Origin of the sequence: Streptococcus suis (assembly GCF_024509555.1) — a bacterium.
In the GTDB taxonomy this organism is placed as follows: Bacteria; Bacillota; Bacilli; order Lactobacillales; family Streptococcaceae; genus Streptococcus; species Streptococcus suis_AD.
Window position 1 is genome coordinate 17236 of record NZ_JAMWEL010000026.1, and the last position, 12196, is coordinate 29431.

The 12196-nt window shown below is 44.5% G+C and carries 11 protein-coding genes and 1 pseudogene; 8 read left to right on the forward strand and 4 right to left on the reverse strand.

Translation table 11 applies throughout. The features are described 5' to 3' along the window. The 3 genes and pseudogenes from NF418_RS09420 to NF418_RS09430 all read left to right on the forward strand — a co-directional run. A complete protein-coding gene (locus tag NF418_RS09420; RefSeq protein ID WP_256779425.1) occupies window positions 1–1080 on the forward strand; it encodes a phosphomevalonate kinase in 1080 nt (359 codons plus the stop codon). Between the two features lie 10 nt (window positions 1081–1090). Then, window positions 1091–2188, forward strand: a complete 1098-nt coding sequence (fni, locus tag NF418_RS09425; protein WP_256779426.1) for a type 2 isopentenyl-diphosphate Delta-isomerase — start codon at window positions 1091–1093, stop codon at window positions 2186–2188. A gap of 157 nt (window positions 2189–2345) precedes the next feature. Next, a pseudogene (locus NF418_RS09430) lies at window positions 2346–2992 on the forward strand (transposase); the annotation flags it as partial. Here the strand turns inward: NF418_RS09430 and NF418_RS09435 are convergent. Further along, entirely contained in the window at window positions 2978–4723 is a 1746-nt protein-coding gene (locus tag NF418_RS09435) for an ABC transporter ATP-binding protein (protein WP_256779428.1), read from the reverse strand. The pseudogene NF418_RS09430 and the gene NF418_RS09435 overlap by 15 nt on opposite strands. Next, entirely contained in the window at window positions 4716–6458 is a 1743-nt protein-coding gene (locus NF418_RS09440; protein ID WP_256779429.1) for an ABC transporter ATP-binding protein, read from the reverse strand. The genes NF418_RS09435 and NF418_RS09440 overlap by 8 nt, the downstream gene beginning before the upstream one ends. 256 nt (window positions 6459–6714) lie before the next feature. Here NF418_RS09440 and NF418_RS09445 point away from each other — a divergent pair, with 256 nt between their 5' ends. The 3 genes from NF418_RS09445 to NF418_RS09455 all read left to right on the forward strand — a co-directional run bounded on the left by NF418_RS09445 (window position 6715) and on the right by NF418_RS09455 (window position 9097). Beyond that, window positions 6715–6981, forward strand: a complete 267-nt coding sequence (locus NF418_RS09445; protein WP_024382312.1) for an ACT domain-containing protein — start codon at window positions 6715–6717, stop codon at window positions 6979–6981. 11 nt (window positions 6982–6992) lie between these two features. After that, window positions 6993–8330, forward strand: coding sequence for a PFL family protein (locus NF418_RS09450; protein WP_024382311.1), 1338 nt, complete (start codon window positions 6993–6995; stop codon window positions 8328–8330). Window positions 8331–8401: 71 nt separating this feature from the next. After that, a complete protein-coding gene (locus tag NF418_RS09455) occupies window positions 8402–9097 on the forward strand; it encodes a histidine phosphatase family protein (RefSeq protein WP_256779430.1) in 696 nt (231 codons plus the stop codon). Between the two features lie 81 nt (window positions 9098–9178). On the opposite strand, the gene NF418_RS09460 is transcribed toward NF418_RS09455, so the two are convergent. Next, window positions 9179–9871, reverse strand: a complete 693-nt coding sequence (locus NF418_RS09460) for an ABC transporter permease (RefSeq protein WP_256779431.1) — start codon at window positions 9869–9871, stop codon at window positions 9179–9181. Beyond that, window positions 9855–10751 carry an ATP-binding cassette domain-containing protein gene (locus NF418_RS09465; protein ID WP_222357988.1) on the reverse strand — a complete coding sequence of 299 codons (897 nt, stop codon included), beginning with the start codon at window positions 10749–10751 and terminating at the stop codon, window positions 9855–9857. Before NF418_RS09465 ends, NF418_RS09460 begins: the two co-directional genes overlap by 17 nt. Before the next feature lie 98 nt (window positions 10752–10849). On the opposite strand from NF418_RS09465, the gene NF418_RS09470 reads away from it, so the two are divergent. After that, window positions 10850–11710 (forward strand): Rgg/GadR/MutR family transcriptional regulator, encoded by an 861-nt coding sequence (locus NF418_RS09470; RefSeq protein ID WP_256779432.1) that lies wholly within the window; start codon window positions 10850–10852, stop codon window positions 11708–11710. A gap of 91 nt (window positions 11711–11801) precedes the next feature. Further along, window positions 11802–12065, forward strand: a complete 264-nt coding sequence (locus tag NF418_RS09475) for a hypothetical protein (RefSeq protein WP_029188875.1) — start codon at window positions 11802–11804, stop codon at window positions 12063–12065. The last annotated feature ends 131 nt before the right edge of the window (window positions 12066–12196 follow it).

Sequence of the window (12196 nt, forward strand, 5' to 3'; positions counted from 1 at the left end):
ATGAAAGTGCAAGTAAAGATACCAGGAAAACTTTTTCTAGCAGGGGAATACGCAGTTGTCGAGGCAGGTTATCCTGCGGTGATTGCGGCGGTTGACCACTACCTGACAGCCACCATTGAAACAAATGACCAAGGCAGTCTTCATTCCAGTCAAAATGCAGACCTCTATCTGACCTGGGAGCGTAAGGAAGGTGTCGCTCATGTCCAAGATGACCATCCCTATGCTCTGATTGAATCAGCTATGCAGCTAACCGAGGAATATCTGACGGCCAAGGGCTATGCTTGTCATGGAACCTATAGCCTATCTGTACAGTCCGACCTAGATGACCAAGCCTCTGGTACCAAGTATGGTCTGGGGTCTTCAGGGGCAGTGACGGTTGCAACGGTCAAGGCCCTGTTGACCTACTACGGTCACCCAGCGGATGAACTTTTGACCTACAAGCTGGCAGCTCTGACCCAGACCAAGCTAGGCATGACGGGCTCCTTTGGGGATTTGGCGGCCTCCAGTTTCGGTGGCTTGATCGCCTATCATTCCCTGGACCGTTCTTGGCTTTTAGGGAAAATGGCAGAGCTGTCCTTGCTTGATGTGGTGGAAAGTGATTGGCAAGGTTTGTCTATCAGCCCTATCCAGTTACCCCAAGGTCTAGACCTCTTGGTGGGCTGGACAGGGTCGGCGGCTTCAACGGATAGTCTAGTTTCCCAGATGGAAGACCAAAAAAGTCAGGCTGAAAAAGAGCAAATTCACAGCCAGTTTCTAGCCGACTCCAAGACCTGTGTAGAACAGTTGATAGTAGCCTGTCAGACAAATGACTTGGTATCAGCTAGACAGGCTATTACTCAAAACCGCAAGCTCTTACAGGATTTTGCGAGAGTAATGGACTTGGTCATTGAAACGCCTCAACTAAGTCAACTCTGTGACCTGGCCCAGACTTATGGAGCGGTGGCCAAATCATCTGGTGCTGGCGGAGGTGACTGCGGCATTTGCCTGGTTGATAGTAAGGAACAAAAAGCAGCGATAGAGACGGCTTGGCGACAAGCCGGCATTCTTCCACTCACCCTAAACATCGCAAGTAGAGAATAAGGAGAACCCTATGTTTTATCTAGGAGAATTTGGTTTAGACCGCAAGGATCAACACGTTGGCTTGGCCAATCAGCAATATAGTGCCACGCCGGCCAAGGACTTCACAGAAACCTTGTTTGTCCATCATTCCCTGCCGCAGACCAAGGTGGATGAGGTGGATATTTCGACCAGTGTAGCTGGTTTGGACTTTGCTTTTCCCTTCTTTATCAATGCCATGACTGGTGGAAGCAAGAAGACCCGCGAAATCAACCGCTTGTTGGGGATTATGGGGCATTTTGGGAAGATTGCCCTGGCTTCTGGTTCGGTCAGTGCGGCGATCAAGGATCCATCTGTTGCGGAAACCTTCTCCGTGATGCGTCGGGAAAATCCTTATGGCATTATTTTTGCCAACCTAGGTGCCCATCATAGTGTGGAGAATGCCAAGCGGGCGGTGGATTTGTTGGAGGCCAATGCCATTCAGATCCATGTCAATGCACCCCAGGAGATTGTCATGCCTGAGGGAGACCGTGATTTCACTATGTGGTTGAAGAATATTGAAACCTTGGTGAGGGAGATGGAAGTACCGGTTATCGTCAAGGAAGTTGGTTTTGGCATGAGCCGTGAAACTGTCGCTCAGTTGGCTTCTGTCGGTGTGCAAACTATTGATGTGTCTGGTACTGGGGGAACAGACTTCGCCAAGATTGAAAATGCCCGTCGAACCTTCAATGACTATACTTATTTGGAGGGTTGGGGGCAGTCTACCGTGACTTCCTTGGTAGAAGCCATGTCTGTTTCTGAAGATATCCGTCCAAGCCTGATTGCTTCTGGTGGTATTAAAACACCGCTAGATATTGTCAAATCCTTAGCTCTTGGTGCAGATCTTGTCGGTATGTCCAATCATTTCCTCCAGTATGTCAAGGATGGAAAAGGGCATCGTTTTGACGACGGCTTGCAGGCTATTAAGACTTATCAATGGCAGATGGCTGAAATCATGACCATGCTGGGTGCTAAGAATATTGCAGACCTTCGCAAGAAAGATGTGGTCTTGGCTCCAAATGTCCAGAACTGGTGTGAGGCGCGTGGGATTGATTGGAAAGCCTATGCCCGTCGGTCAGCGAATGTAAAATAAGAAAGTGAACTCGCGAAAGCGGGTTTTTTTGATAGGGAAAAGTTAAAAAAAGAAAAGCTTAAGCAGTAGTGCACTACGATTGCTTAAGCTTTTAATAATCTTTTATAGTCGTTTAGCTTCCTGTTAGTAGACGGCAACGATTTGTAGGTTGTACTGACTAGAACAAGAGATTACTCCAGTCTTTCCGTATACACGACCGAAAGGAAAGAAGGGAAAACTGCGCTCGAAGGATTTTGTCTATGATGAATACTATGACTCTTATATCTGTCCTGAGAATCAGGTCTTAACCTATCGCACTACAACCAGGGAAGGTTATCGGGAATATAAGAGTGATCCAACTATCTGTGCTACTTGTCCACTCTTATCCATTTGTACAGAAAGCAAGAACAAGCAGAAAGTGGTAACTCGACACATTTGGAAAGAGGCTTTAGAAATCTGCGAAGAGATTCGGCACAGGAAAGGTATGAAGGAGCTCTACCAGAAGCGGAAAGAAACCATTGAACGCCTCTTTGGGACAGCCAAAGAGTACCACAATCTTCGTTACACAAGAGAGAAAGGCAAGTCCAAAATGGAGGATAAGGTTGGACTGACTTTGGCGTGTTTAAATCTCAAGAAATTGGTAAAAATGAGGGCAGGGAAGCCTTTTTATTTTGACCAAATAGCCACTATTCTGGCAAAAAGACGGACTATCAGACCAATAAACAGAAAAAGACAAACATCAAGCGAGATGTTTGTCTTCATTCTGAAGCCAAGTTCTTTGTGAACTTGGCTTTTGTTGCGGTGTGGTGTTTAGGTTGCTGCTAACTGCCCTGCTTGTAATTGGTACATGCGGTGGTAGTGCCCCTTGAGGGCTAGAAGTTCTTCGTGATTGCCTGACTCGATGATCTTTCCCTTATCCAAGACATAAATACAGTCGGCATCCTGAATGGTTGATAAACGGTGGGCGATGGCAATGGTTGTCCGCCCTTTTCGCATTTTCTCAAGAGAGGTCTGGACCGTTTGCTCCGTCTCCGAATCGATATTGGCGGTAGCCTCGTCTAAAATGAGAATTTTGGGCTGACTGGCCATGGTGCGTGCAAAGGCCAGTAGTTGCCGTTGACCTGTCGAAAAGGCGGTGCCCCGCTCGGTGACCAGGTGATCATATTTCTCAGGAAGTTTCTCAATAAAGGGAGCAGCATCCACAAATCGAGCCGCTTCCTCAATCTCCTCTTGGGAAATATCCTGATACATCTGGATATTGGATGCAATGGTTCCATGAAATAGAAAGGGATCTTGCAGAACTAGGCCAATCGCAGACCGTAATTCTTCCTGCGAAAAGCTACGAATATCCTGACCGTCAATCAAAATCCGTCCAGCTTGGAACTCATAGAAACGCATAAAGACATTGATGATAGAAGATTTGCCTGAACCTGTAGCACCTACAAAGGCGATGGTCTGCCCCTGTCTCACTTCAAAGGAAACCTTGTCCAGAATTTGCCGCTTGCCGTCATAGGAAAAGCAAACATCCTCAAAGACAATGTGCCCCTTGTCAATCTTGGTCTCTCGGTCCAGCTGTAGTGGCTCCTCGATAGTCTGGTCCATGAGCGTAAAGACCCGTCCGGCAGACACCATAGAGGTTTGGAGGGTGGAAAAATGCTGCGTGACATCCAGCAAGGGATCGAAAAGGCGATTGACATACTGGATGAAAGCGTAGATCAGACCAGCAGAAATGCCAGCCTGTGACCAGTCCAAACCAAAGTAGGTCATGAGAAGAGCATAGGCTAAAATCTTAACAAGTGATAGGGCAGGGCGGAGAAAGAGACTGTCCAAGGCCATGGAACGACTGGCAAAGTCCAGATGTTCCTGATTGATAGCCTCAAACTCTGCTTTTAAGCGGTCCTCCTGAGAAAAAGCTTGGATAATCCGAATTCCTTCAATACTTTCAGCCAGTTTGCTGTTGATAGAACTCAGCAGGCTCCTGGTCTTAGCCACAATGGGAGCAGACCGTTTTCTGTATTGATTAACCAAGACGAAAATCAAGGGAAGAAAGAGGATGATCAGACAGGTCAATTTCCAATCCAGAGCAAACATGGTCGAAAGCGTGGTGATGATAATAAAGAGAGCGGAGATAAAACTGGATAAAATCCCTGAAAACATCTCTGAAATGCTCTCCGTATCATTGGTGATTCGCGAGACAATGGAACCGCTCGGAGTCTGGTCAAAGTAAGCCATTCCCAGCTTTTCCATTCTCCCAAAAGCATCCCGGCGAATGTCTCTGACAATGCTATAGGAAACTTTAGCAAACCAGAGATTTCCAAAATATTGAAGCACCATTTGAAGCAGATAGAGGGCAAAGTAGGCCGCTAGAATAGTCGCAGCTGTCTCAGAAATCGAGGAAATATAGTGGTCTATAAAGTAAGAAGCCAGAAGGGGAATTAGACTGCGAACAAGAGTGGTCAGCAACAAAAAGCTGAGGGCAAGGATTGTCAGCAGTCGATAGGATTTAAGATAGGACAGGAGTCGCCAAAAAACACTGGATTGCTTGTTCTTAGTCACGAACGTTTTCCTCACTTTCTAACTGCTGCATCATATAGGTGTCGTAATACCAGCCTTTTTCATCCAGTAGGTCTTGATGACGACCTCGCTCTACGATTTTCCCATCTTCAAGGACCAAAATCAAATCCGCATGGACAATGGCTGACAGACGGTGGGCGGTGATAATGGTTGTCTTACCCAGTCGTTCTTGCTTAATGGTTTCAAGAATAGCGTGCTCTGTCTTGGCATCCACCGCTGAGAGCGAGTCATCCAAGAGCAGGATATCTGGATTGAGAATCATAGCACGAGCCATAGCCAACCGTTGCTTTTGTCCACCAGACAGGGAAATCCCCTTTTCACCAACCATGGTGTCAAAGCGATCTGGCATATCCTGGATATCCTCATAGACATGGACAGCTTTGGCAGCCTCTTTCACCTGGTCTAGTGAGAGGTCTGGATTGCCAAAGCGGATATTCTCAGCCACGCTGGTTGCAAAGAGGAACTGGTCTTGGGGAACATAGCCCATCAACTGCCGTAGGTCACCGAGCTTGTAGTGCTTGATGTTTTCCTGATTGAGCAAAATTTGCCCATGAGTCACGTCGTATTCGCGCATGAGGAGCTTGAGTAGGCTTGTCTTCCCAGAGCCTGTCGGACCCACCAGGCCGATTGTCTGCCCTTTTTTGATCTGAAACTGGATGTCTTGGAGGACTGGTATGTTATCATAGGCAAATTCGCTAATCTCATAGACGATCTCTCCATTGCTTGGTGCAGGCAGCGGTTGGTCTGTTTCAATGACCTCTGAGGAAATGCTGAGAAGAGTCTGAATCCGATTGTAGGATACATCACCACGCTGGCTAATATTGACCAAGAAACCGATGGCCATGAGCGGCCAGACGAGGAGATCTAAATAGGTCATGAAGGTTACTAGTTGGCCCAGACTGACCTGACCTTGCGAGATGAAGTGAGAGCCGACCAACAAGGTCAGCAGGTAGGACAAGCCAATAAAAAAGAGGACGGCAGGGTTGAACAGGGCATCGTAACGCATGGTTTTGATATTCTGCAAGAAGGCTGCTTGGTTGACTTCCTGAAAAGCCGCTGTTTCTTGTTCTTGGTAGCCAAAGGATTTAGTGACCTTTATACCAGAAACAGCTTCCTGTACCTTGTTGTTAAGTTCTGAAAAAGCAGCCTGTGAAGCCTTGAAATTTTCATGAGTGCGACGACCTAAAAAATTAGTGGTTAGAGTCATGAAGGGTAGGGGGAGGATTGCAACCAAGGTCATCTGCCAGGAAATGCTCATACTCATGGTGGCCAGTGTAACCAAGGCAGTAACGGTAGCATCAACAAAGGACATGACGCCACCACCTGCTAGTCGGGTCAGGGCATTGATATCATTGGTCGCATGGGCCATTAAATCCCCAGTTCGATGTTGCTGAAAAAAAGATGGAGATAGGTGCATAAAGTGGTCAAACAGCCGAGCCCTCATGATTTTTCCTAGACGATAAGATGTTGCCAGGATGTTCATTCGCCAAAGATAGCGGAGGCCGTACATGGCCAAGGCTGATAAGATGAGCCCAGCTACCCCGAGTAGCAAGCGGTGCTCAGTCAACTGTCCGCTGGCAATCTGGTCAATCAACTGCCCCATGATAGAAGCGGGAAGGAGATTGAGGAGGCTGACCAAACAGAGTGATAAAATCCCAATCAGATAGGCTTTTTTCTCAAGGGAAAAGAACCACCACAATTGCTTGATAATCTTCATAAATGTCCTTTCTGAACAAAAGAAAGGTTGGTAGCTTGTCGCAACCAACAAATAATAGAGTTCGATGACACTAGTGTATCACAGACTGGTAGAAATAGAAAGTTTGCAACTTAAAAACTAGGCAACTCTAGCCGTAGCCGAATAGAAGAAACAGTTGGAGTTGTAAACACGTATGATAGAGGTAGAATCTAGACGATTTCTACCTTTTTCTGCATATTTATGATAAAATATATGAAAATTTAGAAGAGGTGTTCAGATGAAAGCTATTGTTACAGTTGTCGGTAAGGACAAGTCAGGAATTGTTGCGGGTGTTGCGACCAAGATTGCGGAATTGGGGTTGAATATCGATGATATTTCACAAACTGTTTTGGATGAGTATTTTACCATGATGGCGGTGGTGTCGTCAGATGAGAAGAAAGATTTCACTCAGTTGCGTGCGGAATTGGATGCCTTTGGCCAGAATTTGAACGTGAAAATCAATATTCAAAGTGCGGCCATTTTTGATGCCATGCACAACTTGTAAGGAGAGATTTCATGGATATTAGACAGGTTAGAGAAACCATTGAAATGATCGAGGAGCAGCACTTCGATATTCGGACTATCACCATGGGGATTTCCCTCTTGGACTGTATCGATGCAGATATTGAGAAGGCTGCGGAGAAGGTCTACAACAAAATTGTCACCAAGGCCAAGAACTTGGTAGCAGTCGGCGATGAGATTGCGGCAGAACTAGGCATTCCCATTGTTAACAAACGAGTGTCTGTAACGCCAATCGCTTTGATTGGTGCGGCGACGGATGCCACGGATTATCTTCCCCTGGCTCATGCCTTGGACAAGGCGGCTCATGAGATCGGCATCGATTTTATCGGCGGTTTTTCAGCTCTCGTTCAAAAGGGCTACCAAAAAGGAGATGAAATCCTCATCAACTCTATACCGCAGGCATTGGCCCAAACCTCTAAGGTCTGCTCGTCAGTCAATATCGGCTCGACCAAGACGGGTATCAATATGACGGCTGTGCGGGACATGGGGCGGATCATCAAGGAGACGGCGGAGGCTTCTGATATGGGGGCGGCTAAGCTGGTGGTCTTTGCCAATGCGGTTGAGGACAATCCCTTTATGGCGGGTGCCTTCCATGGTGTCGGTGAGGCGGATGTGGTCATTAATGTCGGCGTGTCGGGACCTGGTGTGGTCAAGCGTGCCCTTGAAAAAGTGCGTGGTGAGAGCTTTGATGTGGTGGCGGAGACCGTCAAGAAGACGGCTTTCAAGATTACCCGTATCGGTCAGTTGGTCGGCAATATGGCTAGTGAACGCCTGGGTGTCAAGTTTGGTATCGTAGACCTGTCGCTTGCTCCAACGCCAGCCGTTGGCGACTCAGTAGCACGGGTTTTGGAGGAAATGGGTTTAGAAACCGTTGGTACGCACGGAACGACCGCTGCCCTTGCTCTGCTCAATGACGCAGTGAAAAAGGGTGGAGTCATGGCCTGCAACCAAGTTGGCGGTTTGTCAGGTGCCTTTATACCTGTGTCTGAGGATGAGGGCATGATTGCGGCGGTGCAAAATGGCTCGCTCAACCTTGAAAAATTGGAAGCCATGACGGCTATCTGTTCTGTAGGTTTGGACATGATTGCTATTCCAGAAACAACGCCTGCTGAAACGATTGCGGCTATGATTGCGGATGAGGCGGCGATTGGGGTTATCAACCAGAAAACCACTGCGGTCCGTATTATTCCGCTTGGCAAAGAAGGGGACATGATTGAATTCGGCGGCCTTCTAGGAACAGCTCCTGTCATGAAGGTCAATCAGGCTTCGTCTGTGGACTTTATCAACCGTGGCGGACAAATTCCAGCTCCTATTCATAGTTTTAAGAACTAAATTGAAACTGATTGCGACAAGCAGTCGGTTTTTTGTTATACTATATAGTAAGAAATGACAAGGAGAATGCTATGGCAGACGTAAGATTATATATTTCTCGACATGGGAAAACCATGTTTAATACCATCGGGCGCGTGCAGGGCTGGTGTGATACACCGCTGACCAAGGCTGGTGAGGAAGGGATCCGTGAACTGGGCTTGGGGCTCAAGGATGCGGGCCTTGATTTTAAGCTGGCTGTTTCTAGTGACTTGGGAAGAACTGTTCAAACTATGACCATTGCCCAGCGTGAGTTGGGAATTTTGGGGAAAATCCCATATTACCAAGACAAGCGTATCCGTGAATGGTGTTTCGGTAGTTTTGAGGGCATGTATGATGCCGAGCTTTTCCAAGGTGTCCTGCCTCGTTTGAAAGGGACAGTTGATGCGACAGGCATGTCCTTTGCGGAAATCGCAGCAGGTATCCAAGAGGCAGACACAGCTGGCTGGGCAGAATCTTGGGAGGTCTTGAGCAACCGCATCTTAACAGGTTTTGAATCCATCGCCCAAGACTTGGAAAAACAAGGCGGAGGCAATGCCCTTGTGGTCAGCCACGGCATGACCATTGCCACCTTGGCTCATCTGTTGGAACCAGAGCGTGGTGCCAATGTCTTTCTCGATAACGGCTCAATCACCGTCCTCAAGTATGAAAATGGCAAGCTCTTGATTGAAGCGGTTGGGGATATGTCCTACCGCAAACGTGGGGCAGAGTTGATTGCCCAAGGGAAATAAATGTGAAATGAAAACAGGTATGTCATACGTTTTTTCGGATGTGTGACATACCTGTTTTTTATATATGAAATCTAAGTTACATCATTTTAACTCTTTCCTGCGGAAGATAAAGTAACTCAGATAGAGATATAGTATAGTAGCCATAAAGCTAACACCCATGGATAGCCTTGAAATATTGTCCCCTTGTTGGAGGGAAAGGAATAGAAAATAATCTGTTGGTAATTTCATATGGAGTAGGTTACTAGTAATGAGATTGGAGATATTGTCAAAAAGAAGGCTCATTAAACTAAAGGCAAGATAGGCTTGATTGACCTTATTAGACTTGACAAATATCAGGATGGACAACAGAGAGATACAGATAAATAAGGGTGTTTGAGCAATGAAACTTTGTACTATCACTGCAACATCAACAGGGTCACCCAGAAGTAAGCCGACACTGCTACTCAATGAATAGGCTAGAAGGATATAAGCGAGATCTAGGACAAGGGTTGCTAAGACTTTATAGAAAAATACTCCTTTTCTTGTTTGTTGCTTGATAATAATATGATTGATGGTACGGTAAGTAAAATCTTCTCCAAAGAACAGGTTGGCTGGAACGATAAAAAATAGTGTGATAAATTGAGAAAGCAATTGAATAAGAGAGCTAGTGAAGTCTTCGTTGCCATGCAGCAAAAAAGCGGATAAAAAGGACAGTAAAGCCAAGACTCCCAATGAAACCGTTAATCTCTGTTCTTTTTGAATCTTAAATAAATCAGCTTTAAAGTAATGTATCATGCTCTTCTCCTTCTTGAAGCAATGTCAGATAATAATCTTCAAATGACATTTGTTGTTTAAAAATTTCTTTGACCTCAATCTCATGGTTTATCAAGAGATGAATGAGGCTCATAACATTTGTATCTGATGACAGACTGATATAATCCTTATCTATTTTGTAAGCGATGCCCTGCTCTTCAAGGATAGTAAAGGTCTTAGGATGGTTGTTTGTTTGTAGATAGAGCTGTTCTTCTAGGGTTTGTTCAAGCTCTTGCTTTGAGAATTCTTTGACGATAAGGCCCTTATGCATAATAATGTATCGATCAACCACCATCTCAAGCTCTGATAGGATATGACTGGAGATAAGGATGGTCATCCCATATTGATTTCGAAGATTTAAAATAATACTTCTCATCTCTTTGATTCCAACAGGGTCAAGACCATTAATCGGTTCGTCTAGGATTAAAAAATCAGGGTCATCTAGGATAGCTAAGGCAATGGCTAAACGTTGACGCATTCCCAGTGAAAAATCTTTAGATTTTTTCTTAGGATCAATATCCTCTAAACCGACAATTGCTAATGTCTCTAAGATTTTTTCATCCGCTTGCTTGAGATTTAATTGCAGAGCCATGTAACGAAGATTATCGATCGCAGATAAATTAGGTTGTAGAGCAGGGGATTCAATTAAAGCTCCAATACGACAATCTTTTGAACTAGTAATGGTACCTGAAGTTTGGGATATGAGGCCCGATAACATTCTGAGAAGCGTTGTTTTCCCAGCACCATTTTCACCGACTAAGCCACAGATTTCTCCTTTATTAATAGTTAAAGAAACCTGATGGACTGCTTTTTGTTTCCCATATTGCTTTGATAATTCTTGGGTAGATAAGAGAGATGACATAACTACCTGCCTTTCTATAAAAAAATAATAAATCTATGATATACTAGATTCAAAAGTTAGCGAATTTTGTTACATAAATGTAACGCGTGGAGAATATAATGGGAACTTACGGAAAAATTTTTAAACTCATTCGTGAATCAAAAAATATGTCTCTAAAAGAAGTGGCAGGGGATTTTGTGACACCTGCTCAGTTATCACGCTTTGAAAATGGAAAGAGTAATCTTTCTGTAGATACATTTTTTAATTGTTTGAGACGGATGAATGTGGTAGAGGGCGAATTTTCTACCCTCTACCAGTCCTACTTTCAGATAGATAATTTGTTTTCATCAGAGCGATTTGTCCGTGCAGTTTATAGTCACAATGCTCAGTATATGGATGATAGAATTTTGTACCATCAAGCAGAGTATGATAGGGATGGACGTCCGTTTGATAGGGTAATGGTCGCGGCCTTTCATATTTTTAAGCAACAATGGTGCAATCCTGATTATGATGTTTCTGAGGATGAAAAAGCTATTCTATCGGACTATTTAATGTCCATAGATGATTGGGGGAAATTTGAACTCTGGATTTTCGGAAATTGTAGCAGAGGTCTTCCTAGCAAAATGTTGGAAGTTCTGGGAATGGAAGTTCTCAATCGAACAAAGTTTTATATGGATATCACTGAAAATAGAGATAATGTCTATAAGGTACTCATCAATATTTCGAGTAGTTTGTTAGATAGGGGAGAGGAGATTGCTGCGATTCGTTTTCTCAAAATTCTTGACTCTGTCAATATCATGGAAAAGAATATGCGGGATCGCTTGCTGCTTAAACTCCTAAAAGCACGCTTGTCCTACATGAATGGAAATGATAATGGCCTAGAAATAATGAAGGAATGCCTACATATTGCCAAATTTTTAGATTGCTATGATTTAATCCACCAAATCAATAAGGAAATTGAGAAAGTTACAGATATGTAATGAATTTTAAGTGGCTCGCCATTTCCTGTAAGATAGTACTTGTAAGTTTTACAACTTTACAAAACGATGTTTATTTATCTTGGAGGAAATAATGATGAAGAAATTACTTGTTTTAGGTGCTCTTGCAATGCTAGGTTTTGTAACTTTTGGGCTTCTAACAACTAATAGCAGTTCAGCAAGTGCTGAAACGGAGGGCAAGGTAGTTCTGTTTGGGAAAGTCGATTTTTCAGATGATGAAGAACAGGACACGGATGAGGAAATGGAAGAAGTAGCGACGGAGAGCGATGATGCTAGCTGGCTTGAAAACTTTATCACGACACATAAAACACCATTTTCTAAAACAATCAAGAAATGAAATCAGTGATATACTCCCCTTATAGTGGACAGTGAAAAAACAAAAATTTTCACTAGAAACTATGAGGGGAGTTTTATTATGTCCAAAAGAAGTCCAAAATCTGTATCTGAGAAACTAGAAATAGTTCTACT

Bases quoted from the DNA above. Each gene is read 5' to 3' on its own strand.
- NF418_RS09420 (WP_256779425.1), top strand. From the start codon at position 1: ATGAAAGTGCAAGTAAAGATACCAGGAAAACTTTTTCTAGCAGGGGAA.
- fni (WP_256779426.1), top strand. From the start codon at position 1,091: ATGTTTTATCTAGGAGAATTTGGTTTAGACCGCAAGGATCAACACGTT.
- NF418_RS09440 (WP_256779429.1), bottom strand. From the start codon at position 6,458: ATGAAGATTATCAAGCAATTGTGGTGGTTCTTTTCCCTTGAGAAAAAA.
- NF418_RS09445 (WP_024382312.1), top strand. From the start codon at position 6,715: ATGAAAGCTATTGTTACAGTTGTCGGTAAGGACAAGTCAGGAATTGTT.
- NF418_RS09450 (WP_024382311.1), top strand. From the start codon at position 6,993: ATGGATATTAGACAGGTTAGAGAAACCATTGAAATGATCGAGGAGCAG.
- NF418_RS09455 (WP_256779430.1), top strand. From the start codon at position 8,402: ATGGCAGACGTAAGATTATATATTTCTCGACATGGGAAAACCATGTTT.
- NF418_RS09460 (WP_256779431.1), bottom strand. From the start codon at position 9,871: ATGATACATTACTTTAAAGCTGATTTATTTAAGATTCAAAAAGAACAG.
- NF418_RS09465 (WP_222357988.1), bottom strand. From the start codon at position 10,751: ATGTCATCTCTCTTATCTACCCAAGAATTATCAAAGCAATATGGGAAA.
- NF418_RS09470 (WP_256779432.1), top strand. From the start codon at position 10,850: ATGGGAACTTACGGAAAAATTTTTAAACTCATTCGTGAATCAAAAAAT.
- NF418_RS09475 (WP_029188875.1), top strand. From the start codon at position 11,802: ATGATGAAGAAATTACTTGTTTTAGGTGCTCTTGCAATGCTAGGTTTT.